Here is a 25742-nt window from a genome sequence, read left to right on the forward strand (position 1 = left end):
GGAGCGGCAATCAGAACACGATGAGACCCTTGCCAGCGACAATCAGCATGATACCTTCATGCCGACCGCGACATAAGAGTCTCATCCAGATTGTCGCCGCCGTCTCATCCTGATCGCCGCGCTATACACGATACCGTTTCGTACGAAAATGAGTGTCGAGAGTTCGCGCCAGTCGCCGCAGTCTGTCTTTGCATACCGTGTTAAGTACCAAGCGCCGTCGTAAGCACTCAGGCCGGGCTCCACACAACGGTTGTCGCGGACCTCCATTCCTTTGCCGCAGATGAGTGGACAGACACGGTTGCCGATCGCTTTCAGGTCGTTCAGAAGCTCTTCGGTGGGGGCGAGCGAAGCCAGCTTGAGCCCCTTGCGCTCGGCATAGGCCTGCAGGGCCTCCCGACTGCTCTCACCCCACTTGCCGTCGATCTGGCTGAGGCATCCAATCCGCGCCAATTGACTTTGGGTGGCAAGCGCGAGGTCGGCGGCGGTCATGTGCCCGCCGGACGAACCTGATGCTTTGGCCATTGGGTGGCGTGTTCGAGTGCAGCGACGTCGGTTTGGCCGGCGTCTCCCGGGTTTACGGCGCGCTCCGCGATTGCTGCGATCTTCAACCTCGCAAGCGTCCCGAACGCTCCATTTGGATATTCCTGTAGGTACGCTTCAAAGAAGCTGCTTGCGGTCAAATCCTTGATGGAGTTCCAGTAGGCAAGCTCCACGGTTCTGTCCGTAGCGGTCGTCGCCGCCGGGCTCGTCGTTGTGTCCGGAACTGGCGATAGATTGAGGACGACGGGGCCTGTCAGGGAAGAGCTGTCCCAGGGAACCTGTTTGCCATCTGTTGCCTGCAGAACGGTGCGACGCACTGCAATCAGGTCGTCGGTTATGCTTTGCCCGCGGGTGCCGAGGTGTTTCAGCAAAGCCGTCGTGAACGGGGAGTTCCTGCCGGCTCCGTCAAGGGCGACGTTTCCGGGCTGGGTTGCGAACGCAATCAGCGAGCCCACACCCGTATCGAGTTTCGCCAATCCCCGGCCGACGACCGAGGATCGGGTTCCCTTGGAACGGGCCAATGTCGCTGCAAGTGGATTGTCGCGGCATGCGTCCAGGAAGACCAAGTTGACCTTGGCGTTGCGCTCCATAGCGGATAGCACAAGCTCGATCGGCAACGCTTCAAAATCCAAATCGTTGTTTGAGCGAAGCTGCGCGTCGACAGGGATCAAGTAGTTGCCGCCGTTTACCTGAAGCCCGTGACCGGCATAGAAAAAGAGCGCCACGTCGGCGCCCTCGACTTTGCTGACGAACTCGCGGATCGACTGACGCAATCCCGTCAGGTCGAGGTCGCGGCCCGTGACCACCACGAACCCCAGTCCTGTCAATTTCGACGCCATGTCGCTGGCGTCATTTTGGGGATTGATAAGCTGCGGCGCATGCTGATAGGGCGAGTTTCCAATGACCAGCGCGACGCGCTTTTCGGCCCACGCGTAAGGGCTTAGGAAAATGAGCGAAAGCACAATGGCCGCACGAAGGTAGCGCATGGGAGCGAGCCCGCATTACCGCCACTTTGGTGTGCGCTGCGCGTTGTTCAGGAGTTCGCGGGCTGTTGCGAACAGTCCAAACAGCCTTGTGAGGCGGCGTTCCTCCTCCATACAAAGGCGGTGCCTGTTGCAGAAATCATGGACGGACCAGACCTTCGTGGCAGCGTCGGTTTCGAGCCTTTCGGCTTCCAAGCGTTCCATACTTGCCTCCTCCCTGCGCACTCTCATTCTACTAAAGTCTAATGTAGTTGAAAATAAACTAAGGCGTAGCCCGATCCGGTTAGAACCCGTTAGTGACCTCCCACCCCGTCAACCGAGCAGGAGATCTCGTGCGCCAAGACGCCTGCTGTCTAGGACAAAGGTTGAGCAGAGTGGCCACTTTACATTCTGTCGAATTTGACAGCTATCGATTGACGTATACGACGATTTCTAAAGTCATTGCGCTGTGGTCAAACGCACTCGTCAGCGCATTTCTAGTAACTGATCCCTTCGAAACGAGCGTCGATAGAGGCTCTCACGACCAAATTCGCCCTTTCGCGCGCGACTTGCCTCATTCCCTGGTTGTGGGGGCGCGAGCTTTACAGACGGCCCTATGAGCGGGCGAGAAGCTCAGTGCGTGCCATACCGATGGCAGCCGTGCGCACATGCGGGAGACGCAGCTCTGAAGCTGGTCGGGGCCGGTCGCGAGTTGCCTATATGCATAAACGAAAAGCGGCTAGCCGCGGTGATCCTTTCGCTGATCGAAACCGCCTGCCGCGCGTGGCATTAGGCGCCAAGCTCAATGACATCGATCCATAAGCGTGGCTCGCCGACGTGCTCGCTTGCATCGCCGACTGCGCGATCATCAGGCTGTCTAACCCGCCGCCTTGGCCGGATAGGGCTTTACCGGCATTTTGCGCGCGCTTGCGTGTTCCAGCGCCGATAGCGCAACGGCGTCCCATTGAGACAGGATGTGAGCCGCATCATAGCGCCGGACGTTGGCCTCGGCGTTCGCTGCAAGGCGGGCGCGCAAGGCCTCGTCGGCCATCAGGTTGGACAGCGCATCGGCGAGCGCAGCGATGTCACCGTTTGGCACGAGGATGCCATCCTCGCCGTTTGCGATCATGTCGGTCGGGCCCCAGTCGCAGGCAAACGAGACGACGGGGAGGCCGGCGGCCATGGCTTCGAGCAGGACGATGCCCCAGCCCTCGTAGCGGGATGAGAGAACGAAGGCGTCGGCGGTTTCGAGCCAGAGGCCGGGCCTTGGCGTGAGGCCCGGCATTTCCACCCGGTTGCTGAGGCCGAGCGCGTCGCGCTGGGCTTCCAGTTCCAGCCTTGCTTCGCCTTCCCCCCAGATGACGAGCTTCCAGTCGGGATGGGTTTTGGCGATCCTCGCGAAGGCCTCCAGCAGCAGATCAAAGCCTTTTTGTCGGGTTAGCCGGCCGACGGCCGTGAGCATCTTGTTGCCGCGTCTGTTTTCCCAGCCGGCGGGCAGGTTGATGGCGTTGGGGATTACTCTTCCGTGGCGGCGGACCTCAGGCGAGAAGTAGTCGAGCGCCCCTTTGGTCATCGTCACGAGAGCGAATGCGCGCGGATAAAGGCGAAGCTGCAGCCATTTCCAAAGGGGGCCGAAGGGCTGTACCGCCGGGTTGTTGCGCTCGGAGACGATTACGGGAAGCCCGAGGCCGCGTGTCGCGACCAGCGTCAGGACATTCGTCCGGGTCAGGAAGCTCAATACGAAGTCGGGACGGGAGCGGGTGATCGTCGAGCGCAGACGATAGAGCCGTCGTGCCACCAGCCATGCGGCACGCAACTTTGTGGCCTTCTCAGTCGGCACGTCGAGCCGCTCGATGGCGACGCGTGGATCGAACTTGTAGTAGGGTTCGGAGGCAGGCGCTTCGAGGGTAATTACGGTGACGGCGCAGCCGAGCCGCGCCCAGTGACTGGCGACAAGGCTGACGACGTGTTCAGTGCCGCCGGCGCCGAGTGCTGAAACAATGATGGTTATGCGCGCACCGGCGATGCCGGCTGCTCCGACGATGTCGGCACCCTTACCCGTATCCAATTTGGCTTGCCACCTCGCTTTCCCAGCTACTTTTGTTAACAACACCTTAAATTCGGGCGATCGGACTTTCGCAGCGTAGTAAACGCGCTACTGGAATAACCGGTCGCGACGGGTCAGTGCCCGGGAGAGACACCAAAACTATCCCGCACGGGATAAGATAGATCGTGATGCGATATAAATAAAGCGGCGTTCGCTCCCTTGTATCCGTGGTCACGAGGCGGAACGGTCCAAATCAGGTCGCTGGAATGAGCAAGCTGTCGGCGGTCGAGCGGTCAAGCCTCGGAAAAAGGGTCTTTCGTCTGCAGATTGCCGAGCAACTCTATCAGGCGCGGGGCCATATGACGGATTTCGGTCAGATGAATGGCGCTCAATCGCGTGAGGACGTCTTCAGCCTTGACGGTAAGCGCCAACGTCTGGCGGCGCTTGTCGGACGGATCGGGCTCCCGCGTCACATAGCCTGCCCCCACGAGCCGCTCGACGAGTTCGGAAGCGGTGTGCCGGGCAACGACGAGGCGCTCGGACAAGACCCCGACTGTCATGGGCACTTCGCCGCGATGGCCTTTGATGGACAGCAGGGCCTGGTGTTGTTGACTGGGGAGCCCCTCCTGCTGCGCTGCGGACGTCGAGAAGTCCATAAAACGACGCAGGATGTAGCGCAGGTTAGCCAGCGCCTCGTAGTCGGCATCCGTAAGTGCGTCTTGTTTCTTGGCCACAGACTTTGACACCAGTACTGTTTCAGCTGGCTACGTCCATACCCGTCTAGGCACCGTCTGCCAACTCCGTCTTGATTTATATCGTATTACGACATATTAGCGCTGCGGTCGATCACACCCACCGTTCCGCCGGCTCAGCAGGTATACCGATGTCATCGAAATCTTCCCGTCCGCATCAGCACGATTTCATGGGCGGCCTTGCACGCCGCGAAGCCGGCGACTTCACCACCGATAGGCGCGTGCTCCTGTTGATCGGAATGGCGCTTATCGTCGGAACGGGCGGCGCGTTTGCGGCCTGGTTCCTCGTCAATCTGATTGCGCTTGTCACCAACATCGTCTGGTTTGGGCGGGTGAGCACGCAGGAGGCGCGGATAGCCGACGTGATCTTCTCACCCTGGATGGTTTTGATCCCGGTGGTGGGTGGGCTCGTCATCGGCCTGATGGCGCGCTTCGGCTCGGAGAAGATCCGCGGGCACGGTATACCGGAAGCGATAGAGGCCATCCTGATCGGCGGCAGCCGTATGTCGGCAAAGGTCGCCGTGCTGAAGCCGTTGTCGTCAGCCCTTTCGATCGGCACGGGAGGACCGTTCGGAGCAGAGGGGCCAATCATCATGACCGGTGGCGCCATCGGCTCGCTGTTTGCCCAGTTTTTCCACATGAGTGCGGCAGAGCGAAAGACGCTGTTGGTCGCAGGGGCGGCGGCAGGCATGACGACGATCTTCGCCTCTCCAATCGCTGCCGTGATGCTCGCGGTCGAGCTTCTCCTGTTTGAATGGAAACCCCGCAGCTTCATTCCCGTCGCGGTCTCGGCCTGCGTCGCCATCTCCTGGCGCCCGCTGCTGTTCGGAAGTGGACCGCTGTTCCCGACGCATTTCCAGATCGATTTTCCGTGGTGGGGTATTCTGCTTTGTGCCGGAGTGGGGATTATTGCCGGCCTTCAGTCCGGGGTGCTCACGACTCTCCTCTACAAGATTGAAGATCTGTTCGAGCGCCTGCCGATCCACTGGATGTGGTGGCCGGCGCTCGGGGGACTTGCCGTTGGGCTTGGTGGGCTGATCGAACCCCGTGCTCTTGGTGTCGGCTACGATGTCATTGAAGGGTTGCTGAAAAACAGCCTGCCGACATCGACTGTGGTCGCCATCCTCTTGGTGAAGGCCACGATCTGGCTGATCGCTCTCTCGTCCGGTACATCAGGAGGTGTGCTGGCTCCCTTACTGATCCTTGGAGGCGCCCTTGGATGGCTGACGGGCTTGGTGCTTCCCGGAGATCCGGGATTCTGGGCGTTGCTCGGCATGGCGGCGATGATGGGTGGCACCATGCGCGCGCCGTTGACGGGAACGTTTTTCGCGATCGAGATCACCGGTGATCTCAACACGCTCATTCCCTTGCTGGCCGCCACGGTTGCCGCTTATGCGGTGACTGTTCTTCTCCTGCGACGGTCAATCCTGACGGAGAAAATTGCGCGGAGAGGCCAGCACATCAGCCGAGAATATGGTGTCGATCCATTCGAATTCGCGCGCGCTCGCGACATTATGGTCAGCACCGTCGACACATTACCGGCGACAATGTCGGTGACCGAGGTCTGTGCGCATTTCGCCGCGGCGGACGATGCACACCGGACCTATCCGGTGGTTAACGAAGCCGGTGCGCTTGTCGGTATGGTTTCGCGTGCAGACGCGCTTCGGTGGCAGCGAGGTCCGGACATCGGGGCCGACATCCTGGCTGACAAGGTATCGGACGCCTCGATCCCGATCGGGCACCCCGATGATACCGTTGGTCACATCGCGGACATCATGATTGCGACTGATGTTGCGAGGATCCCCATCACCGATCCGCTATTGGGGACCTTGGTCGGTCTTGTCACCCGCAAGGACCTGCTTCGCCTGAGGCAATCCTATAAATCCACTGAGCTGGAACGGCGGCCCTATCTTGGAAGGGTGCGGGGTCGTTGACTGATGTGGTCCGGCGGGGCGCTTGCACCCTGCTTGCCTGCGGCTAGCGGAAGGCCCCGGCTTTTTTTGGTGACCGGTTTACGTATGAAACGCGGCCAGGTGCGCGGGCAGTTGCTCGCCCTCAATGCCGCGTTCCCAACTCCTTAGCGCGACGAAAGAGCTGGTCGGCGAGCTCCAAGTCGCCCTTGAGCTGCGCCAGCAAGCCGAGATTGTAGTTTGCTTCCGGATCGTCCGGGCGGAGGCGGAGGGCAGTCAGGTAGTGTTGCTCCGCAGCAGCAAGTTCTCCGTTTTCGTGCAGCAGAACGGCCAGATTGTTGTGTGCCTCGGCATACTCCGGACACGCACGAATAGCGGCGCGGTAATGCTCCTCGGCCTTGGCCCCGTCTTCGCGTTCAAGCAGCATCGCGTAGTTGTAATGCGCTTCGGCGTAGTCAGGACGTAAATTGAGTGCTTGGGTGTAGTGGCGCTCCGCGCCCGACGTGTCTCCGTGTTTCTCCAGAAAGATACCGTAATTGTTATGCGCCTCGGCAAAGCCAGGTCGAAGGCGGATGGATTCATTGTAGTGTTGTTCGGCTCCAAACCTGTCACCAGCGATATCGAGGAGGCCGGCATACCGCAGCAATGCATCCACATAGTCGGGACGAAGTTTGATCGCCTGACCGTAATGGTACGCAGCCTCGGCTCGGTTTCCCATGGTTTCAAGGAGAATGGCTAGATTGTAGTGTGCCTCGGGGTACTGCGACCAAAGGCGAAGCGCCTCGTGATAGTGCTGGATGGCCGCGTTTGGATCTCCGTTCGCCTTGAAGAGGATACCCAGATTGTTGTGAGCTTCCGGATAGTTGCTACGAAGCCGAAGGGCTTCTTGGTAGCATCGCAGTTCCTCTTGCGAAACGCTGCCATGTGGATCCGAAAGACCGACCCCTTTCAGAAACCAGTCCTCCGCCGTCAGCCTGTCTTCGGGCCGCGCTGCAAGCGCTGCCCTGTCAACTGATGACAGCCGATAGAGCAGTCTCGTCGGAAGAAAATCTCCTCTCAACTCAAAGTACCCAGCCTCGCTGAACTCGTAGATGGGAAGGTCGACGAGTTCGAGGATCGTCTGTGTGACGAAAAGCGAATCCGGCTCAGCGCTGGATTCCACACGCTTGGCGAGGTTGATCGCCCGTCCTACCCAGGCATCTTCTTCTTCCATCTGGGAGCATTCGCCGAAATGACAGCCAACTCTGACCGGCAGATCTTGCGCGCCCGGGACAGAGAACAGTGAGCGGCGGCGCTGCTTCCAGTAGGCGATGAGCTTCAACGCGAAATGGACGGCCACATCCGCAGACTCAAACAGATAGAGATGACCGTCACCGGTGAAGTTCTCGTGTCGGCGGCCATACTGGCCCGCGAGAGAGCGCGATAGATACCGATACTCGGTGATGACGTGGGTGACGGTGTCGCGAGATACCTTATTCCACACGGCGGAGTGTCGAACCAGGTCCGTGAATACAGCGGCGAAGTAAATACTCATACCGTTCACCAGCGGAGCGCGCTATTATTTAGAGGATGCGCATATTGACAAGGGTTTGACAACGCCTTCGCTGAAGCTGAAAGGGAGCCTCATCATGCCACAATATATGGTCGAGCGACACTTGCCGGGGATCACACCAGAGCAGCTCATGGCCGCCGCTGGGCGCGCAAAGGCGGTGACCGCCGAGATGACGCAGCAGGGAAAGCCCGTGCGCTATCTGCGCTCGACGTTCGTGCCGTCGGAGGAAAAGTCCTTCTGCCTCTTTGACGCGCCCTCAGCCGAGCGAGTGCAGGAGGCGAATGAGCTTGCGCAAATTCCGCTGTTGAAGATCACCGAAGTGGCGCACATCGCCTCAGAAGATTTGGCCTGAAACCGAGGTTGGCAGCGGGCGAGCATATGACGGTTTCTTCAACCGCACCAACTATGAAGCGCCAGTTGCCAAGGCAACGGCAGATTCAAGGCCGCCGCGATTGATCGCCGAGCGCAGAGTTCGTTTATCGAGGGCCGGTCGCAACCGCGACCGGCCCTTATAGTGACTGCTATGGCATCGGCATCAATGTCGCCGCAACACTCGAAGGCTGATCCGGGAGGCGTGGTCCTGAGGCTTTGTTTGGACACTCTCCCTACACAGCCGTAAAATGTGACAAGATATTTGGCGGAGAGCAGGCATCAGCCATGGACCTTCGGCGAAGATTAGCTGCCATCGTAGTGGCCGACGTGGCTGGTTATAGTCGGCTGACCGGCCAGAATGAAGAGCTTACCCTTGCCACGTTGAAGGCTTATCGTGAGATCATTGATGGCCTGATCGCACGTCATGAAGGCCGCGTCTTTGGCAGCGCTGGCGACAGTGTTCTCGCGGAGTTTGCGAGCCCTGTCGAGGCAGTGCGCTGTGCCACCGAAATCCAACTGGAGATCGACACCCGGAACACCAACCTGCCCGAGCCGAGCCGTATGCGATTTCGTATCGGCATCAACCTCGGTGACGTGGTGGCGGACGGCGACAATCTTCTGGGCGACGGAGTAAACGTCGCTGCACGCTTGGAGGCGCTTGCCCCGGCCGGCGGGATATGCGTCTCCGAGGCGATCCATGCCCAGGTTCGCGATCGGCTCGCCCTGGATTTTGTGGACCTTGGTGAGCACAAGGTGAAGAACATCGCTCGGCCTGTGCGTGCTTATCGTGTGCCTCTTGTGTCGGAGGAGCGTATCAATTCACCCTTCCGTGGCCTTGACGCCTTTGAGTTCGAACACGCCGATCTCTTCTTCGGCCGTACACACGCTATCTGCCTCTGCATCGACCGGCTGGAACAGCTAGCGGCGAACGGCAAGTCTTTCTTGCTGATCTATGGAATGAGCGGGTCAGGAAAATCCTCTCTCCTGCGTGCGGGGCTACTCCCTACGATCACACGACCTGGCGCGGTGGCGGGCATCGCTCTGTGGCGGCGTTGCCTGTTCCGGCCGTCAGAAGGAACCGACGCGATCGCGTCATTGGCCGCCGCATTGCTTCGTGAAGATGCTTTGCCGGAATTGGCGCAAGAGACAACGGTGACGGATTTGACGCAGTACCTTCGTAGCGCACCCGAGCGCGCCCTTGGGATGATCCGCGCCGCACTTGCCAAAGCTACTATGCCTGCGCACGCCAGTGCACAGGCGCGGTTGGTGGTCGCTTTAGATCAAATGGAGGAGTTGTTCACGACTGAGGCGGAGCCGATGTCCCACACGGAACTAGTGCGAGCGCTCGCGACGTTTGCAGGAAGCGGGTTCGTTTGGGTGATTGGCACGATCCGGTCTGATTTTTTTCACCGCTGCAGCGAGGTTCCCGGTTTCTGGACGCTGAAGGATGGGCTCAGCAGCTATGAACTGTTGCCCCCGACTGGCCCGGAAATCGCTCAAATCATCCGCGAGCCGGCACGCGCAGCCGGTTTGCGCTTTGAGGAGGACGCAGATCAGGGGCGGCTCGAGGACGTGCTGCAGGAGGCAGCGGTTGCAGATGCCAGATCATTGCCCCTTCTCGAATTCATGCTGGAAGCGCTCTTCCAGGCAGGCCGAGAGCGCCGTCTGCTCACATTCGCGGCGTATAGAGCGTTTGGCGGCCTTGAAGGCGCGATTGCACGTCGCGCCGACGAGGTAGTCGGGTCGCTTCCCCCTGACGTACAGGATGCCTTGCCGGCCGTGCTCACCGCTCTGACTACAGTACGCCTCGACGAAGAGGCGATCACGGCGCGTCCTGCCTCGCTCTCGCAATGGAGCGGCCGGCCGGCGCAAATCGTTCTCGTCAACGCCATGATGGCCGCCCGGCTCCTGGCCAGCGACGAAAATCCTGCGGGCGATGCAGTTGTGCGCGTAACACATGAAGCGCTTCTCACTCGCTGGCCGCGAGCGCGGGACATTGCGTATGCGAACCGGAATTTCCTCGAGACACGTGCGCGCGTGCAGGCGGATGCTCGCCTATGGCTTTTTGACAACAAGAACCCAGACCTTCTGCTGCCCCCCGGCAAGCGGTTAGCAGAGGGCGAAGAACTTCTGTCGAGACGTGACGAGGTCGAAGACGAGATCGTCGCCTACGTCGAAGCCTCGTTGCAGATGCACCAGACCAGGCTGGCGAAAGAGCGTCAAGTTGAGCGCATGCGCATAGAGGCGGAAGAGACCACGAAGCGAGAGCGTTTGGAAAGTGAGGCTGAACGCCGAAGCTTGGCGGCCGAGGCCGCGATACGCCTTGCGCGGCGCACGCGTTACGCAGCCATCATCGCGATAAGTTTGGGCGTCATCGCCGGTGCTGGTGCGATCGCCGGATTCCATGGGCAACACGAGGCGAGACGACAGGCTATGGTGGCGCAAGTCAATGCAGACCAAGCCCGTGCAGCGGAGCGGAAGGCCATTGAGGCGCGTAACCAGGCGCTCCGCAATCAATCCCTTTCCCTCTCGCTTCTTTCTCAGCAGACCGCTATGACCGGCGACACCGAAGCCGCCATTCTGTTGGCGTTGGAGGCGTTACCGAAGGACGTTGCTGCCCCGGAACGGCCCTATGTGAAAGAAGCGGAATTTGCCCTTTACCAGGCGCTGTTCCAGCACCATCAGACCATGATATTCCGCCATGATGCTGGCGTGACATATGCCGCTTTCAATGCAGGCGGAGACCGTATCGTAACGTCGTCTTACGACCGGACCGCGCGCATCTGGAACGTTGCAAACGGGACGGAAATGGCCGTCTTGAGGGGCCACCAGGGCGCGGTCGAAAGCACTTCCTTCAATCCGGACGGCAGTCGTGTCGTGACGGCCAGCCGCGACGGTACGGCGCGAATCTGGGACGTCGCGGCAGGCAAACAGATCTTCGTCCTTCCCCAGCCTGGCCACGTTCACACCGCGATGTTCAGCCCTGCCGGCACGCGGGTGCTCACCGGATCGGATCAAGGAGCTTTGACTATCTGGGATACAAAGACCGGCGGAAGAACTGAAATCGCTGAGAGCTTCGGGACAACGTCGGCTGCGTTCAGCCCTGATGGTCTGAGTGTCGCGGCCGGCAACGGGCATGAACGTTCTGTTCGCATCTGGAGGATTGAGAACCGTCAGTTAATCAGAAGCCTGGACAACCAGTTTTGGCCCGATGAGGTCGTATTCAGTCCCGATGGCAGCAAGATCCTGGCAGCCTCATGGGGCACAATAACATGGACCATGGCGTCCCGCCTTTGGGATGTGCCGAGCGGAACCCTGATTGCGTCACTCCTCGGTCACACCAGCGATATTCATGGTGGCACCTTCAGCCATGACGGCCGCTATATTGCGACGGTCTCCCTCGATGGCACGGCGCGTCTTTGGGATGGCATATCCGGCAATATGCGTCGCGCGCTGGGGCAGGAAACCGGTGGACTCAAGCTGTCTGCTTTCCAAGCCGCGGATGGCGACCAGAAAATGAATTGCGCATTCAGCCCTGACGACCGGCTCCTCGCCACCGCTGCAAAGGAGAATGCGGTCCGCATATGGGATGTTGAGAGTGGCACTGAATTCGCGACTATCAGAGGACATCGTGGGCCAGTCACACACGTGGCTTTCCGTCCCGACGGTAGTGGTCTCCTTACGGCCTCGTACGACGGTACGGCCCGACTGTGGGACATCGATGGCGTCCTGGCGACTACCTTACGACACCAACACCGACCGGCGTTTGCTGTATTCAGCCCGGATGGAAAGCGCGTCATGACCGGGGATACCATCGCCCGCATTTGGGATGTGGCGAGCGGCCGCGAGACTACGAGACTTGAAACCGATGGCGATGCGGTCGAGTACGGGACCTTCAGTCCGGATGGCCGCGTCGTTGCGACCGCTTCTTCGTACGGCCGTATTACGCTTTGGGACGCCGAGAGCGGGCGCGCGACACGTCGGTTGGCCGTCAACGGCACGGCAGTCGTCCATATTCAGTTCAGCCCTCGCGGCGACCTGCTGGCATCGGCGTCCGCGGATGGAACGGCGCAGCTATGGAACACGTCGACGGGTGCCAAAGTGGCCGTTCTGACGGCAAGCGCGAACTTGCGGAAGGTTCTGTTCAGCCCCGATGGCAAGCTTGTAATCACAGCGTTGACAGACGGCACGGCGCGGCTGTGGAGGACGGACGGAACCGAGGTGGAAATTCTGGCTGGGCATCAGAAGCGGATCACGGCGGCCGTCTTCAGTCCCGATGGAGGTCTGGCTGCGACCAGCTCGCTGGATGGGACCGCCCGCGTCTGGTCCACTACAGATGGCAGTGTCGTCGCCACGTTGAGAGGCCATGGCGATGGGTTGACAGATATCGCTTTCAGCCAGGATGGACGATCAATCGTGACCGCTTCGCGCGATGGTACGGCCCGCATTTGGAATGTTCCCGATGGAACGGAGCGGCAAATCCTCAGAGGGCACGATGGCGCGCTGAACTACGCCGCATTCAGCCGGAATGGCTCATTCGTTGCAACGGCATCTTTTGAAGACCACACGGTGAGACTGTGGGACGTGGATGCGGGCCGTCAGGTGATGCTCCTTGACAATCAGCGGGATGCAACGGACACGGAACCAAGTTCAATGAGGCCAGCCTTTAGCTCTGGTGGAACCGAGATCGCAGTCGCTTCCGCGTACCGAAAGGTACAGATCATTCGGGTTTTTCCGACAACTGGGGAGCTCATCGCTTTTGCCCACAGCATCGTACTGCGCGACCTGACCCCCTGCGAGCGAAAGCGCTTCTTCTTGCCGGTTGACGGTCAACGGGCAGAATGCCGGAGCTAGGAGAACCGGGAGCAATGCAAGAAAGTTTCCGGTCGGAAAACAGATCGCTGCCGCTCATTAAATCCGGAACGACGCTCGGCGCAGCTGCAAAGATATTGACGAATTCCACCTAAGACACGGCTTTCGCCACCGACACGAACGGTCGCCGCATCGGACTGGTGACACTTCGCCAGATCACGTCAGCTCTGTCATCCGCTGTCGAGGAGCCACAGGCGGCCGTTGCTTAAGGGGACGGCCGTTCGTTTCTTTGCAGATCCACAGGGCTGAAGCCTTGTGGATCTGCACATGACCAACTTCCGTAGTGCCCGGCACGCATACGCCCGACGCCAGCTTTCTGATGAGTTCCATAAACCGGAAAGCGGCCGCCCCGGTCGAATTGAGGGAACGTGTGAGTTGGTAACTCCGCGCACACCCTACATCGCCGTCTACACGTTGACAGTCGCCCGCGTTAAACTTGGGAAATGACTGCACGGGGACTATATTGCAGTCAATGAAGGCACCTGCGAGGGTCTGACTATGGCTATTCTGACAGCACGAAATGTACCTGATGAAGTGCACCGGGCTTTGCGCGTTCGGGCGGCGAATCACGGCCGTAGCACAGAGGCGGAAGTCCGCGAGATTCTGGAACGTGCGGTAAAGCCCGAACAGCGTATTCGCATCGGCGATACCTTGGCTGAGTTGAGCGGGCGGCTTGGCTTGACCAATGATGATTTTGAAGTGTTCGACCAGATGCGAGACAAAGCGCCGGCGGAGCCAATGAGGTTTGAATGATCGTCCTGGACACGAATGTCGTCTTGGAGGCGATGAAGCCGGCTCCGGATTTGGCTGCGCGCAATTGGTTGAATGACCAGGTAGCCGAAACCTTGTACCTGTCCAGCGTAACGCTGCGGAACTGCTGTTTGGCATCGGTGCGCTACCGGAGGCATCAAGTTTCTAGGGCAGCAAAACCGACAGATCAATCGCGCGGCGGCTGCATAGTGCCTTGGACCTTGACGCACCAAAGCGGTTCTCCCATAATCAAGGTGAACCAAGGAAAGTCAGGCCTCATGACAGCTGCGTTTACCGTTCGTGTAAAAGATGAAACCGCGAGCAAGCTGGATCAACTCGCTGAGAAGCTGGATCGGTCTCGCTCTTATATGGCTGCCGAAGCCATCGAAGCTTTCGTTGAGCAACAGGAATGGCAGCTTGCCGAGATTGAAGCCGGGTTGGCGGAGGCCGATCGGGGTGAGTTCGCCAGCGAAGAAGATGTGGCGAAAGTCGTCGCGAAGTACGTCAAGTCCGCTCGGCAATCATGAGTCGGAAGCGTATTCGCTGGACGATAAGGGCGTTGCGGCGAATTGATGAGATCGGTGCGTATATCGAAAAAGACGATCCGGATGCGGCAGCTCGCGTCGTGGCGCGGATTGTCACTGCCGTGGATGCGTTAGCGGAGTACCCTGCCAGTGGGCGGCCCGGTCGTATCAAGAGCACGCGCGAGCTCGTGTTAGCCGACATTCCCTACATCATTCCCTACCGCGTAAGTCGCGACGTCGAGATCCTCACCGTCATGCACGCCCATCAGCAATGGCCGCGGGTACTCTAGTCACGACCAACCGTGCCGGGTTCGCTGGTCCGCCTTCGTCAGCGCGAACCCGCGCGTCTCGTCGTCGAAAATCGACTCGACCAGGAAACGACTGTCCACCGGCATGGTATCCGACTTCCCAATGCCATGGACGGCGTGCCTGGCCTGACGCAGCCGCCGATCAGGCCGGGAGAAAGCTTCATCTACGAGTTCACGCCGCCTGATGCCGGAACATTCTGGTATCACCCGCACGCCAACAGCCTCGAGCAACTCGGCCGCGGCCTCACCGCAGCGGTGATCGTGGAGGCACGCCAACCCGTCGCCGTCGACAGCGACCTCGTCTGGATGCTTTCGGACTGGCGGCTGACCGAGGACGGCGGCAACCGGATGGAGGCCGGGGTGTCCGGCCGCGTCGGCAATACGGTGTCACTTAACGGCCGGGTGTCGGAGGCTGAAGCTTTCCGGTCGGGCGAGCGCGTCTGCAGCAGCGCTTCAAGGGAAGGAGTAGACACCGTGGTCGACGCAACGGGTGCTGCTCCTTGCTATCGAGACGGTAGATCGCTCCACTCTTTTGGAACCGGCTTGCAAATGTGCTCTCCGCACGTGGAGCCGTCTTGAATGGGCCGATGATCAGCCGCGCATTTCTCGTGCAACAGTTTTCAGGCGGCCAAGATCTTCAAGGTGACGCGCCATGTAGCGCGACGCTTCTTCGTTTTTCCCCGCAAGGATGAGATCCAGGAGCTCGATATGCTCGAGGCAGCGTTCGCGCGCGCTGTTGCGATCGAGCATCTGGCGGTAATCGATCAGCCGGCGTAGGCGGTCGAGCCTGTTCAGCGCATCGATGAAGAAGCTGTTCTGGCAGCATTCGATGATCGCCTCGTGCATGCCGCTGTTAAGCCCAAACAGCTTTGCATCCGAAACGGTCCAGATGCCGCCGTTGACCAGCCACTCCTGTTCCTCGCGGCAGCGCAGAAGTGCTGGGCGGTTCAGCTTGAAGGTCGGCTCCAACAGTGCGGCGGGTTCTATCAACAGGCGAAATCGGTAGCTGTCCTCGTAGGCCTGGAGTGAAGTGAGGACCGGCAGAAATGCCCAGCCGTGGCCTGGCAGTCGCTCGATCCAACCCTCATTGGCCATGCGCAAAAGGATTTTTGAGAGCTGGCCTTTCGTGAGATCGTAGCGACGAAGAAACTCGCTTTCCGTAATCTTTTCCGGAAGTCGGCCGTGCAGCCGGTCGTCGGCGATCGTCAGATAGATCTGTTCGTCATCCTCCGTTGAAGCCGATTCCCGAGACAGTTTCTCGGCCGCCCCGACATCGGCGATCATGTAGCCGCCGCCTTCGCCCTGTTTCAGGACACCTGCTTCGTGCAGGAGCTTCATGGCCTTTCGCACCGGCGAGCGTGATACGCGGAGCTGTTCGGCAAGCTTGCGTTCCACCAGGCGATCGCCCTCGGAAAGCTTGTCGGTGCGAATATGCGCGACGATCTGGTCGGCGAGGCTGACGATCAGCGGGGTGGTCTGCAAAGCTAAGCTCCCGATTTTGCTCATCTATGCCACAACGCCGCGGCGACGCCAAGAGTTTTTGGTTTTTCTCTATTGCAAAATACCAAGCGGGGGCGTATTTGGTATTTTAGAGGAGAAAAAGACCAAGGCGGTCTGGAGGACTCCAATTCGATTTTTGCTTGCTCGACGCCGACGCGAAGTCGGCGAACGATCTCGCGTGGCCTCCGCCATCTCCTGAACGGTGAGGAAGACATGACGATTAAACTTCTCGTACTGCCGGGTGATGGGATCGGTCCGGAGATCACGTCCGCGACCTTGGAGGTGCTGAAGGTCGCCGCGGCCGCAACGGGCGTGGGGCTCGACTTTGAGTTCAAAGACATTGGCCTCAAGTCCCTTGCCGAGCAGGGCACGACGCTTCCGGATGCGGTGATGAAGCGCGTGCCCGAGGTGGATGGGGTCATCCTTGGGCCGGTCTCGCATTACGAATATCCGTCGCGCGACAAAGGCGGAATCAATCCGTCTGGCGAGCTAAGAACCAAATTCGAGCTTTACGCCAACATTCGCCCCTGCCGCTCGCGTGATGGGTTGACGATCCTTCGTAAACCGATGGACCTCGTCCTGGTGCGCGAGAACACCGAAGGCTTCTACTCCGATCGCAATATGTATGCCGGTACAGGCGAATTCATGCCGGATCCGGATATGGCCTTTTCGATCCGCAAGGTGACTGCCAAGGCTTCCTCTCGTGTGGCCAAGGCGGCTTTCGAACTGGCACGCCACCGCCGCAAGAAGGTGACCGCGGTGCATAAGGCCAATGTGGTCAAGCTCTCCGACGGCCTGTTCCTGCGCGAAGTGCGGAAGGTCGCGGAAGCCTATCCGGATGTGCATTTGGAAGAGTTGATCGTCGATGCGGCGGCCGCCCATCTCATTCGCTCGCCGGATCGCTTCGACGTCATCGTCACCACCAACATGTTCGGCGATATCCTCTCGGATGAGGCATCGGAGCTTTCGGGAAGCCTTGGACTTGGTGGGTCCATCAACGCCGGTGACGACATTTGCGTCGCACAGGCACAGCATGGATCGGCGCCAGACATTGCCGGCACAAACGTGGCGAACCCGACCTCCCTCATTCTTTCGGCCGGCATGTTGCTTGATTGGCTCGCTCACCGTCGAAACGATCCGCGCCTCGCGCGCGCCGCGGCACTGATCGAAACAGCGACCGACGCCGTTTTGCGGGACCCGCATTCACGCACGCGCGACGTCGGGGGAGGCCTCGATACCGATGCCTTCACCGCGAAGGTGGTGGATGCCATTCGCGCCGCCGGTGCTTCGACATCGGTCGCCTGACGACACCTGAAATCCCCGCAAGGGCAAGCCGGGACTGTGTTCCGGCGATCCTGGAGGAGGGGGCCGAATGGCGGCCCCAGGGATCGAACAACACAGAGACATGGATGGAGGAGTTTCCATGAAGAAGATCACACGACGCGCCTTTTCAACGCTGCTTGCCGCTGCCGCGACAGTGGTTCTGGTCAACCAGGCGGCCGTTCCCGCCTTCGCGGACGAACAACTTAAATCCCTGCACATCATGGCACCGAGCAGCCCGGGAAGCGGCTACGACCAGTTGGCCAGAACAATTCAAACGATACTGCAGGAAGACAAGTTGACGGGGCCCGTTGAGGTCCAAAACGTGGCCGGTGGTGGCGGAACGGTCGGCCTTTCGCAGTTTGTCACCACCAAACCGCGGCATCCGTCGGCTATGGTCATTGGTTTTGCGCTGGTCGGCGGCGTGTTGACGACCAAGTCGCCCGTGACGCTCGACCAGACTGTTCCAGTCGCAAGACTCATGGGCGAGGCCGATGCCATCGTGGTGCCGGCGAACTCCGATATCAAGACGATGGATGACCTGGTTGCACGTCTGAAGACAGATCCGGCGAAGGTCTCCTGGGCCGGTGGTTCAATCGGCGGTATCGATCATGTCGCCGCAGGCTTGATCGCCAAGACCGTTGGCGTCGATCCGAAGAAGATCAACTACGTGGTGCATGCCGGTGGCGGCGAGGTGCTGGCCTCGACCCTTGGAGGCCATGCCACCGTTGGCATCAGCGGCTATGAGGAGTTCCGCGCGCAGGTCGAGGCCGGCCAACTTCGCGCCCTTGCCGTTACCGGTGACACTCGTATTCCGGGGCTCGAGGTGCCGACGCTGAAGGAGGCAGGCGTTGATCTCGCCGTCATGAACTGGCGCGGAATCATGGCGCACCCGAAGCTTTCCGACGAAGACCGCGAAGGGCTTGAGAAGGCGATTGCCGCCCTCGTCAAGACGCCCGAATGGAAGGCTGCTCTCGAGAAGCGCGGCTGGATCGACACCTATCTACCGGCAGACGCTTTTGCTGCGTTCCTCGCCGACGAGCAGAAGCGCGTCGAGGGCGCATTGAAGGAAGTCGGGCTGCTCTGACCGGCGTCCACCTTGGGAGGTGTCATCATGTTGAAATCGGCCAATTTCCGTATCGGGGAGACAATCCTCGGACTTGCGTCGCTCAGTCTCGGTCTTTTCATCGGTTTCGAGACATGGTCGACGCCTCCCATCGCAGCGCAGACGGTGATCGGGCCAGGTCTGTTTCCTGCCCTCATCGCCACGGGACTGATCCTCGTTGGCCTGCAGCTTCTCTACGAGGCTTTCCTTCATCGCTTGCAGGCGGAGGAATTTCCAGAGCTCGACTGGAAAGCCGTCATCCTGGTGGCTGCTGCCTTCGCGTCACAGCTCGTGTTGCTTGAGAGGCTCGGCTGGATCGTCTCCGGCACCTTCCTCTTCGTCGTCTCGGCAATGGCCTTCGGCAGCCGGACCCATCTGCGCAATCTCATGATCGGGCTGTTGCTGACCGCGCTGACATATCTCGTGTTCGACTATGGGCTCGACCTCGATCTGCCGACTGGCAGCTACATCGAAGACCTGATCGATCTTGCCCGCGGCTCCGTTTGAAGTCGCGCTCGGTTCGAATGTTGAAACCATAGATCTAGCCGAAATTCTCATAGCCCAAGGGCGGAATGAACATGGATACCCTAGCAGCACTCTTCCACGGCTTTGCCGTTGCCGCCACGCCGTACAATCTGTTCTGGTCCCTCGTCGGCGTGACACTTGGAACGGCAATCGGCGTTCTTCCCGGCATCGGACCGGCGCTGACTGTCGCCTTGCTACTTCCCGTCACCTACGGGATGGAGCCGACGAGCGCCTTCATCATGTTTGCCGGCATCTACTATGGCGCCATGTACGGCGGATCGACCACCTCTATCCTGCTCAACACGCCGGGCGAGTCCGCGTCCATCGTCACGGCGCTCGACGGCCACGCCATGGCGCGCAAGGGCCGCGGTGCGCAGGCGCTGGCGACGGCCGCCATCGGCTCCTTCGTCGCCGGCACCATCGCGACGGTCGCGCTCACCTTCGTCGCGCCGCTGATGGTAAAGATGGCACTGCTTTTCGGCCCGACGGAATACTTCGCGCTGATGGTGCTTGCGCTCACCACGGTCACCGCGGTGCTCGGCGATTCGCTCTCTCGGGGTCTTGCGAGCCTGCTGTTCGGTCTCGCTCTCGGTCTTGTCGGGATCGATCTGCAGACGGGCCAGGCCCGCTTTACGCTCGGCATCTCGGAGCTGCTCGACGGCATCGACGTGGTTGTCGTCGCCGTCGGCCTCTTCGCGGTTGGCGAAACTCTCTTCACCGTTGCACGCCACTGTTTCGAGACCGAGGAACTCTATCAGCTCGAGGGCTCCAAGTGGATGAGCCGTGAGGACTGGCGTCGCTCCTGGAAGCCGTGGTTGCGTGGAACGGCGCTCGGTTTTCCGATCGGCGCGCTGCCGGCCGGCGGCAGCGAGATCCCGACCTTCCTGTCTTATCTGACGGAAAAACGCCTTTCGAAAAACCCGGAAGAGTTCGGTCATGGTGCGATCGAGGCGGTCGCCGGACCGGAAGCTGCCAACAACGCTTCAGCCGCAGGCGTGCTTGCGCCTCTTCTGGCGCTCGGTCTGCCGACGTCTGCGACCGCAGCGATCATGCTGGCTGCTTTCCAGCAGTACGGCATCCAGCCGGGTCCGCTGCTCTTTGATAACAATCCCGAGCTCGTCTGGGGACTGATTGCCAGCCTCTATATCGGCAACGTCATGCTGCTTTTGCTCAACCTGCCGCTTGCCGGGGTCTGGGTGAAGCTGCTCGCGATCCCGCGTCCGTGGCTTTACTCGGGCATCTTGCTGTTTGCGACGATGGGTGCCTATACGCTCAACAACAACATCGTCGATGTCGCGCTGCTCTGGATCATTGGCGTCATCGGCTTTGGCATGCGGGTGCTTAACGTCCCGGTCGCGCCTTGCATCGTTGGCCTGATCCTTGGACCGCTCGCCGAACAGCAGTTCCGTCGCGCCCTGACGATCAGTCAGGGGGATGCCAGCGTCTTCTTCACCCATCCGATCTCGCTCGCGCTGATTGTCATCGCTGTGACGCTTGTTCTCGTGCCCACCCTTTTGCGCTGGCGTGCTGCACGCCAGGCAGGCGAAGCCGCAAACCAAGCCTGAGCCTTGCCGTCGGTCACTGATCAACCAGGAACATCGCCATGTCGAAAGTCACATACTTCTCCGTCGACGAACTGTCTGCCTTCGCGACGAAGATATTCACCGGCACTGGAATGTCAGAGCCCGACGCAGCCACGATCGCCCGCGATCTGGTGAAGGCCAATCTGCGCGGTATCGACTCCCACGGGGTCTCGCGGATCCCGATGTATGTCGAGCGGCTGCAGCGCGGGCTTGTGAACCCAATACCCAAAATCGGTATCCGCAAGGTTGCCGGAGCCGTGTCCCTTGTCGATGGCGACAATGGCATGGGGTTCCTTGCCTCCCATAAGGCCACCGCAGAAGCCGTTGAACTCGCGAAAGCCAACGGCATCGGCCTGGTCGGGGTTCACCGCAGCACCCACTTTGGCATGGGTGCGCTTTACGCACTGCAGGCGATCGAGGCCGGCTATATCTCGATGATCTTCACGAATTCATCGCCGGCGATCCCAATGTGGGGCGGGCGTACCACCTTCCTCGGCGCAAGCCCGATCGCTGCGGGCATCCCGGGCGGTAAACACGCGCCCTATGTTATGGATATGGCGATGACCGTCATCGCCCGCGGCAAGATTCGACTTGCCGCAATGAAGGGCGAGGCCATTGCGGAAGGACTTGCACTCGACGTGGACGGCAATCCGACGACGGATGCGGCCAAGGCGTTCGAAGGCGTCTGCCTGCCGTTTGGCGGGGTCAAGGGATCCGTGCTTGCAACACTCATGGACCTCATGTCTGGCGTGCTCACCGGCGCGAACTTCGGCGGCGACGTAAAGAGCCTCTATTTCGATCACAGTGAGCCGCAAAACGTCGGCCACCTCTTCTTTGCCATCAAGCCTGATCTCTTCATGTCGCTGGAGAACTTCGACGCGCGCATGGACGCGTTCTACGAGCGCATCAAGTCGCTGCCGAAGGCAGCCGGTGTTGAGGAAATCATGATGCCCGGGGAACCGGAACAGCGCCGCGAGGACGAGCGGCTGAGGACTGGTATTCCGATCACCGACAACGTGGTGGCGGACCTGGCGAAGGAAGGTGAACGCATTGGCGTGCGTTTCCCGACCGGCCGGGCGCCCGGCGAGGCGGCCTGATGAACCGCTTGTCAGCCCATATCGGCTACTTGTTCACCGAACGTCCGCTTCCGGAAAGGATAGAAGCAGCGGCCGGCGCCGGCTTCACGGCGATCGAGCACCCCAGCCCATGGCATGTTCCCGCAACTGAAATGCGGTCACGTATGGTCGCAAACAGCCTCTCGTTCGCGCAGCTGTGTGCGGCTATCGGTGACGCCAGCAAAGGCGAAAAAGGCTTGGGCGCACTTCCTGGTCGCGAGATCGAGTTTCGCGAGCGTTTCAACCGGGCGCTCGATTATGCGGTCGCGGTCGATTGCCCCTTCGTGCATCCGATGGCTGGCGTTCCGGGCATTGCCGACATGTCGGCTGCGGCTGAAACCTATCACCGCAATCTCAGCTATGCCGTGGAGCGGACGACCGGCACCAAGGTCAAGATCCTTATCGAAGCGATCAGCGAGGCGGCGGTGCCAGGCTATTTCCTGTCCACGCTCGATCACGCCAGCCTTGTTCAGGACATCTTCGGTCCCGGCAACCTCGCGCTGCTGGTGGACACATTCCATGCCCGCGCGAACGGCGTTGATCTGGTGCCTTGGATAGAGGCCAACGCGCATCGGGTCGGGCATGTCCATGTCGCCGATCATCCGGGCCGGCACGAGCCCGGAACCGGTGCGATAGACTTCGAAGCGCTCCTCGAGGCCCTTGCCGACCAGGCCTACGAAGGCGCGATCGGCTTCGAATACATCCCTTCTAATACCACAATTGAAAGCGCCGCCTTCCTTCCCCGCTGGAAGCAGTTGATCGGCGCCAAGTTGCAGCAGAGGCAAGACAGGAGGCTCGCATGATCACAGCAATCAATCCGGCGACTGGCCAGGAACTCGGACGCTACGAAGGGCATGACGATGCCTTTGTCGATGCCGCCCTTTCTGCAGCCAGCGCCGCCCAGAAAGCATGGCGCAAGGTGCCCACCGAAGACCGGGTTCGTTTGCTTGCCGGCATGGCGGGGGTGCTGCGCGCCGGCAAGGCGCGATATGCCGAAATGATCACGCTTGAGATGGGCAAGCCGATCGTCGAGGCCGAAGCCGAAATCGAGAAATGCGCCTACAATTGCGACTTCTACGCCGAACATGCGCCGAAGTATCTTGCGGACGAACCGGTCGCGTCGAACGCGTCCGAGAGCGTCGTCGTGTTCGACCCGCTCGGCGTCGTTCTTGCCATCATGCCGTGGAACTATCCCTTCTGGCAGTTCTTCCGCTTCGCAGCACCTGCGTTTGCGGCTGGTAACGGCGCGATCCTCAAGCATGCCAACAACGTGCCGCAATGCGCGCTGGCGATCGAAGAGATCATGAAGGAAGCTGGCTGCCCGGAGGGGCTGTTCCGCACGCTGCTGATCGAGCCGCAAAAGGTCGCGGGTCTCATCGCTGACGACCGCATCGCTGCGGTGACGCTGACTGGCTCGACCGAGGTCGGTGCGATTGTCGCCGCGCAGGCCGGCAAGGCGCTGAAGAAGCAGGTGCTGGAACTCGGCGGCTCCGATCCGTTCATCGTGCTTGCCGACGCCGATCTCGAAGAAGCGGCCGCCGTTGCCGTCAAGGCGCGCTACATCAATGTCGGCCAATCCTGCGTTAACGCAAAGCGGTTCATCGTCGAGGACGCGGTTGCTGATCGTTTCGTCGAACTGTTCTGCTCGGGGGTTGCGAAGCTGAAGATCGGTGATCCCCTTGCGCGTGACACCAACATCGGACCGATGGCGCGCGCCAATCTCCTGAGCGGCCTGCATGCGCAGGTAGAAAAGACCATTGCCGCCGGCGCAACTCTGAAAATGGGCGGCAAGCCGATCGATGGCCACGGCTTTTATTATCCCCCAACGGTGCTCGATCATGTGACTGCGGAGATGACCGCCTTCCGCGAAGAAACCTTCGGCCCCGTTGCGGCGATCATCCGGGCAAGAGACGCAGAGGAAGCGATCCGCCTGGCGAACCAGACCGAATTCGGGCTCGGCTCGGCGATCTGGAGCCGCGACATCGAGCGGGCGCGCAAGCTCGCCCGCGACCTCGATGCCGGCGCCGTCTTCATCAACGGTATGGTCGCTTCCGACCCACGCTACCCATTCGGTGGCATCAAGCGTTCCGGCTATGGCCGGGAGCTCGGGGTCTACGGCATTCGCGAGTTCGTCAACATCAAGACCGTCTGGATCGGTCCAGCCGTCGCAGCAAAGTAAGGAATGCTTTGATGACGAAACCAGCAATACTCCGCCCGCGCGACCTGCCGACGAACGACCGCGGCGGTGGTGCGCGCACCACGCCGTTGGTCACGCGTAAATGCGGATCGACCAGCATGATCAACGGCATCACCGCCTTTGATCCGGGTGCAGCGATCGGGTTGCACAAGCACAATTGCGAAGAAAGCGTGATGGTCATCGAAGGCCGGGCGATCGCGGAGATCGACGGTGTCCAGCATCATCTCGACACGAATGACACGACATGGATTCCGGCAAATGTGCCGCATCGCTTCATCAATCCGACCGATAAGCCCATGCGCATTTTCTGGGTCTATGCGTCCGTCGATGCGACCCGCACGATGATCGCAACTGGCGAGGAACGGTCGATCGACGCCGAACACGGTCACAAGCCGGCATGAGGTTCCTATGATCTATGAGGTTGCTGAAATTGCAGTGAAGGCCGGTCAGGAAATAGATTTCGAAAAGGGGGTCGAGCAAGCGGCTCCGCTTTTCCTTCGTGCAAAAGGCTGTCACGGCCTTTCACTCCACAGGGTCCTGGAGAACCAGTCCGTGTACCGTCTCCTCGTGAAATGGGAGACCGTCGACAACCATCTCGTCGATTTTCGCGGTTCTGACGATTTCCAGGAGTGGCGCCGTCTCGTCGGTGACTTCTTCGACGGGCCACCGGTGGTGACCCATTCTTCGTCTACGGCGCGATACGGAGCCGAATGACCAGAATGAAGCTGCTGGCCATTGCGACGTTTCTGCTGACGCTTTCAATCGGAGGGGTCGGTGGATGGGTAATGTGGCATTTTCATATGCCACTCGCCTGGCTTCTCGGCGCGATGATATTCTGCGGGCTTGCGGCATTGGCGGGACTTCCCCTCGCCATGCCAAAGTTTGCGCGCCCTCCGATGACCGCTACGATCGGGGCAATGTTGGGGACGTCGTTCTCGCCGGCCGTCTTTGAACATGCCGTTGTGTGGCTCATGTCTCTTGCCGGACTCGTTTTCTTCATCGCTGCCGCAGCGTCGGTTGCCTACGTCTACTTCCGTAAGGTCGGGAAATTCGACCATCCGACGGCCTTTTTCTCAGCCATGCCCGGGGGACTGGTCGAAATGATCACACTCGGTGCCGAACGGGGCGGCGACGAGAGGATGATCTCGCTCATCCACGCGGCGCGCATCTTCCTCGTCGTCCTCTCGCTGCCATTTGTCATCCAACTGATATCGGGGGAAGAGATAGGTCGGAGCGGGTCAAGCTACGTTCCATTTTCAGCCGTTGAGGCCATGGACTTAGCTTGGTTTGCAGCCGCTATTGGGTTGGGAGTGGCGGCCGGCATTATCCTGCGTCTTCCCGCGCGATACCTGCTCGGGCCGATGATTGTAAGCGCGGGGCTGCATCTGTCGGGCGTTTCCGATTTCCAGCTTCCGAGCGTGTTTCTGGCGGCGGCGCAGGTGGTAATTGGAACCACGGTCGGCTGCCGTTTCGTCAACACCGCGCCTATGTTGATCCTGAGGGTGATCGGGCTATCCGTCGGTTCGACGGTGTTGCAGCTCTCCATGTCGCTTGGGTTCGCACTGCTTGTCTCGACCATGACCGGCGATCGTTTCGTCGGAACGGTCCTCGCGTACTCGCCGGGAGGGGTCGCCGAGATGAGCCTGATAGCTCTTTCTCTCGGGATAGAAGTTCCCTTCGTGGTGTTTCACCACATTATCCGGGTCTTGTTGGTGGTGGCCGGTTCCGCCACCGTTTTCCGCCTACGTATCGATCCGTTCGAAACCAAATAACACGCCTCTCGCTGGCGCTCTGCGCCACGATCACAA

Annotated in this window: 23 protein-coding genes and 2 pseudogenes; 18 read left to right on the forward strand and 7 right to left on the reverse strand. The window is 60.3% G+C overall.

Going from position 1 to position 25742, the window contains the following annotated elements; genetic code table 11:
* Positions 1-81: 81 nt before the first annotated feature.
* The 5 genes from IB262_RS33335 to IB262_RS33350 all read right to left on the reverse strand — a co-directional run bounded on the left by IB262_RS33335 (position 82) and on the right by IB262_RS33350 (position 4205).
* Positions 82-489 carry a hypothetical protein gene (locus IB262_RS33335; protein WP_192494468.1) on the reverse strand — a complete coding sequence of 136 codons (408 nt, stop codon included), beginning with the start codon at positions 487-489 and terminating at the stop codon, positions 82-84.
* Positions 486-1526 (reverse strand): caspase domain-containing protein, encoded by a 1041-nt coding sequence (locus tag IB262_RS33340; protein ID WP_192439286.1) that lies wholly within the window; start codon positions 1524-1526, stop codon positions 486-488. Before IB262_RS33340 ends, IB262_RS33335 begins: the two co-directional genes overlap by 4 nt.
* Positions 1527-1541: 15 nt before the next feature.
* Positions 1542-1727: a hypothetical protein gene (locus tag IB262_RS36230; RefSeq protein WP_246802816.1), complete on the reverse strand. Its 186-nt coding sequence runs from the start codon at positions 1725-1727 to the stop codon at positions 1542-1544.
* Between the two features lie 652 nt (positions 1728-2379).
* A complete protein-coding gene (locus tag IB262_RS33345; protein WP_060521293.1) occupies positions 2380-3570 on the reverse strand; it encodes a glycosyltransferase family 4 protein in 1191 nt (396 codons plus the stop codon).
* Positions 3571-3842: 272 nt separating this feature from the next.
* Complete coding sequence (locus IB262_RS33350; protein ID WP_082566521.1) at positions 3843-4205, reverse strand: helix-turn-helix domain-containing protein; 363 nt, start codon at positions 4203-4205, stop codon at positions 3843-3845.
* Between the two features lie 227 nt (positions 4206-4432).
* Between IB262_RS33350 and IB262_RS33355 the strand changes: the two genes are divergently transcribed.
* Positions 4433-6235, forward strand: coding sequence for a chloride channel protein (locus IB262_RS33355; protein WP_060521292.1), 1803 nt, complete (start codon positions 4433-4435; stop codon positions 6233-6235).
* A 121-nt stretch (positions 6236-6356) separates the two neighbouring features.
* On the opposite strand, the gene IB262_RS33360 is transcribed toward IB262_RS33355, so the two are convergent.
* Positions 6357-7745 (reverse strand): tetratricopeptide repeat protein, encoded by a 1389-nt coding sequence (locus IB262_RS33360; protein ID WP_060521291.1) that lies wholly within the window; start codon positions 7743-7745, stop codon positions 6357-6359.
* A gap of 94 nt (positions 7746-7839) precedes the next feature.
* Between IB262_RS33360 and IB262_RS33365 the strand changes: the two genes are divergently transcribed.
* The 7 genes and pseudogenes from IB262_RS33365 to IB262_RS33395 form a co-directional block, all read left to right on the forward strand.
* On the forward strand, positions 7840-8115 hold the full coding sequence (locus tag IB262_RS33365; RefSeq protein ID WP_060521340.1) for a DUF4242 domain-containing protein: 276 nt from the start codon (positions 7840-7842) through the stop codon (positions 8113-8115).
* Positions 8116-8351: 236 nt separating this feature from the next.
* Positions 8352-12989 carry an adenylate/guanylate cyclase domain-containing protein gene (locus tag IB262_RS33370; RefSeq protein WP_246802817.1) on the forward strand — a complete coding sequence of 1546 codons (4638 nt, stop codon included), beginning with the start codon at positions 8352-8354 and terminating at the stop codon, positions 12987-12989.
* Positions 12990-13505: 516 nt separating this feature from the next.
* Positions 13506-13760 carry a hypothetical protein gene (locus IB262_RS33375; RefSeq protein ID WP_060521289.1) on the forward strand — a complete coding sequence of 85 codons (255 nt, stop codon included), beginning with the start codon at positions 13506-13508 and terminating at the stop codon, positions 13758-13760.
* Positions 13757-13911: pseudogene (locus IB262_RS33380) on the forward strand (PIN domain-containing protein); the annotation flags it as partial. The gene IB262_RS33375 and the pseudogene IB262_RS33380, both read left to right, overlap by 4 nt.
* A 124-nt stretch (positions 13912-14035) precedes the next feature.
* Entirely contained in the window at positions 14036-14284 is a 249-nt protein-coding gene (locus IB262_RS33385) for a CopG family ribbon-helix-helix protein (RefSeq protein WP_060521339.1), read from the forward strand.
* Positions 14281-14571, forward strand: a complete 291-nt coding sequence (locus tag IB262_RS33390; RefSeq protein WP_060521288.1) for a type II toxin-antitoxin system RelE/ParE family toxin — start codon at positions 14281-14283, stop codon at positions 14569-14571. The genes IB262_RS33385 and IB262_RS33390 overlap by 4 nt, the downstream gene beginning before the upstream one ends.
* Positions 14572-14580: 9 nt before the next feature.
* Positions 14581-15027, forward strand: a pseudogene (locus IB262_RS33395) (multicopper oxidase domain-containing protein); the annotation flags it as partial.
* A gap of 153 nt (positions 15028-15180) precedes the next feature.
* Here IB262_RS33395 and IB262_RS33400 read toward each other — a convergent pair.
* Entirely contained in the window at positions 15181-16071 is an 891-nt protein-coding gene (locus IB262_RS33400; protein WP_244496944.1) for a GntR family transcriptional regulator, read from the reverse strand.
* Positions 16072-16302: 231 nt separating this feature from the next.
* Here IB262_RS33400 and IB262_RS33405 point away from each other — a divergent pair, with 231 nt between their 5' ends.
* The 10 genes from IB262_RS33405 (at position 16303) to IB262_RS33450 (ending at position 25706) form a co-directional block, all read left to right on the forward strand.
* Complete coding sequence (locus IB262_RS33405; protein WP_110819016.1) at positions 16303-17394, forward strand: isocitrate/isopropylmalate family dehydrogenase; 1092 nt, start codon at positions 16303-16305, stop codon at positions 17392-17394.
* A 118-nt stretch (positions 17395-17512) separates the two neighbouring features.
* Positions 17513-18496: a tripartite tricarboxylate transporter substrate-binding protein gene (locus tag IB262_RS33410; RefSeq protein WP_060521286.1), complete on the forward strand. Its 984-nt coding sequence runs from the start codon at positions 17513-17515 to the stop codon at positions 18494-18496.
* A gap of 27 nt (positions 18497-18523) precedes the next feature.
* Complete coding sequence (locus IB262_RS33415) at positions 18524-19021, forward strand: tripartite tricarboxylate transporter TctB family protein (RefSeq protein ID WP_060521337.1); 498 nt, start codon at positions 18524-18526, stop codon at positions 19019-19021.
* 71 nt (positions 19022-19092) lie between these two features.
* Entirely contained in the window at positions 19093-20604 is a 1512-nt protein-coding gene (locus tag IB262_RS33420; protein WP_060521285.1) for a tripartite tricarboxylate transporter permease, read from the forward strand.
* Positions 20605-20642: 38 nt separating this feature from the next.
* Positions 20643-21719 (forward strand): Ldh family oxidoreductase, encoded by a 1077-nt coding sequence (locus tag IB262_RS33425; protein ID WP_060521284.1) that lies wholly within the window; start codon positions 20643-20645, stop codon positions 21717-21719.
* A complete protein-coding gene (locus IB262_RS33430; RefSeq protein WP_060521283.1) occupies positions 21719-22540 on the forward strand; it encodes a TIM barrel protein in 822 nt (273 codons plus the stop codon). Before IB262_RS33425 ends, IB262_RS33430 begins: the two co-directional genes overlap by 1 nt.
* Complete coding sequence (locus IB262_RS33435) at positions 22537-23916, forward strand: NAD-dependent succinate-semialdehyde dehydrogenase (RefSeq protein ID WP_060521282.1); 1380 nt, start codon at positions 22537-22539, stop codon at positions 23914-23916. Before IB262_RS33430 ends, IB262_RS33435 begins: the two co-directional genes overlap by 4 nt.
* An 11-nt stretch (positions 23917-23927) precedes the next feature.
* Entirely contained in the window at positions 23928-24335 is a 408-nt protein-coding gene (locus tag IB262_RS33440) for a cupin domain-containing protein (RefSeq protein WP_060521281.1), read from the forward strand.
* Positions 24336-24342: 7 nt separating this feature from the next.
* Positions 24343-24648 carry an antibiotic biosynthesis monooxygenase family protein gene (locus IB262_RS33445; protein WP_060521280.1) on the forward strand — a complete coding sequence of 102 codons (306 nt, stop codon included), beginning with the start codon at positions 24343-24345 and terminating at the stop codon, positions 24646-24648.
* The gene (locus IB262_RS33450; RefSeq protein ID WP_060521279.1) at positions 24645-25706 is read left to right on the forward strand and encodes an AbrB family transcriptional regulator; all 1062 of its coding nucleotides are present in this window, start codon (positions 24645-24647) and stop codon (positions 25704-25706) included. The genes IB262_RS33445 and IB262_RS33450 overlap by 4 nt, the downstream gene beginning before the upstream one ends.
* Positions 25707-25742: the final 36 nt, after the last annotated feature.

This window comes from Ensifer sp. ENS02 (assembly GCF_014851885.1).
Classification (GTDB): domain Bacteria; phylum Pseudomonadota; class Alphaproteobacteria; order Rhizobiales; family Rhizobiaceae; genus Ensifer; species Ensifer adhaerens.

What these genes read in the sequence shown, in the direction of transcription:
- IB262_RS33335 (WP_192494468.1), bottom strand. Translation starts at nt 489, where the DNA reads ATGACCGCCGCCGACCTCGCGCTTGCCACCCAAAGTCAATTGGCGCGG.
- IB262_RS33340 (WP_192439286.1), bottom strand. Translation starts at nt 1,526, where the DNA reads ATGCGCTACCTTCGTGCGGCCATTGTGCTTTCGCTCATTTTCCTAAGC.
- IB262_RS36230 (WP_246802816.1), bottom strand. Translation starts at nt 1,727, where the DNA reads ATGGAACGCTTGGAAGCCGAAAGGCTCGAAACCGACGCTGCCACGAAG.
- IB262_RS33350 (WP_082566521.1), bottom strand. Translation starts at nt 4,205, where the DNA reads ATGGACTTCTCGACGTCCGCAGCGCAGCAGGAGGGGCTCCCCAGTCAA.
- IB262_RS33355 (WP_060521292.1), top strand. Translation starts at nt 4,433, where the DNA reads ATGTCATCGAAATCTTCCCGTCCGCATCAGCACGATTTCATGGGCGGC.
- IB262_RS33360 (WP_060521291.1), bottom strand. Translation starts at nt 7,745, where the DNA reads ATGAGTATTTACTTCGCCGCTGTATTCACGGACCTGGTTCGACACTCC.
- IB262_RS33365 (WP_060521340.1), top strand. Translation starts at nt 7,840, where the DNA reads ATGCCACAATATATGGTCGAGCGACACTTGCCGGGGATCACACCAGAG.
- IB262_RS33375 (WP_060521289.1), top strand. Translation starts at nt 13,506, where the DNA reads ATGGCTATTCTGACAGCACGAAATGTACCTGATGAAGTGCACCGGGCT.
- IB262_RS33385 (WP_060521339.1), top strand. Translation starts at nt 14,036, where the DNA reads ATGACAGCTGCGTTTACCGTTCGTGTAAAAGATGAAACCGCGAGCAAG.
- IB262_RS33390 (WP_060521288.1), top strand. Translation starts at nt 14,281, where the DNA reads ATGAGTCGGAAGCGTATTCGCTGGACGATAAGGGCGTTGCGGCGAATT.
- IB262_RS33405 (WP_110819016.1), top strand. Translation starts at nt 16,303, where the DNA reads ATGACGATTAAACTTCTCGTACTGCCGGGTGATGGGATCGGTCCGGAG.
- IB262_RS33410 (WP_060521286.1), top strand. Translation starts at nt 17,513, where the DNA reads ATGAAGAAGATCACACGACGCGCCTTTTCAACGCTGCTTGCCGCTGCC.
- IB262_RS33415 (WP_060521337.1), top strand. Translation starts at nt 18,524, where the DNA reads ATGTTGAAATCGGCCAATTTCCGTATCGGGGAGACAATCCTCGGACTT.
- IB262_RS33420 (WP_060521285.1), top strand. Translation starts at nt 19,093, where the DNA reads ATGGATACCCTAGCAGCACTCTTCCACGGCTTTGCCGTTGCCGCCACG.
- IB262_RS33425 (WP_060521284.1), top strand. Translation starts at nt 20,643, where the DNA reads ATGTCGAAAGTCACATACTTCTCCGTCGACGAACTGTCTGCCTTCGCG.
- IB262_RS33430 (WP_060521283.1), top strand. Translation starts at nt 21,719, where the DNA reads ATGAACCGCTTGTCAGCCCATATCGGCTACTTGTTCACCGAACGTCCG.
- IB262_RS33435 (WP_060521282.1), top strand. Translation starts at nt 22,537, where the DNA reads ATGATCACAGCAATCAATCCGGCGACTGGCCAGGAACTCGGACGCTAC.
- IB262_RS33440 (WP_060521281.1), top strand. Translation starts at nt 23,928, where the DNA reads ATGACGAAACCAGCAATACTCCGCCCGCGCGACCTGCCGACGAACGAC.
- IB262_RS33445 (WP_060521280.1), top strand. Translation starts at nt 24,343, where the DNA reads ATGATCTATGAGGTTGCTGAAATTGCAGTGAAGGCCGGTCAGGAAATA.
- IB262_RS33450 (WP_060521279.1), top strand. Translation starts at nt 24,645, where the DNA reads ATGACCAGAATGAAGCTGCTGGCCATTGCGACGTTTCTGCTGACGCTT.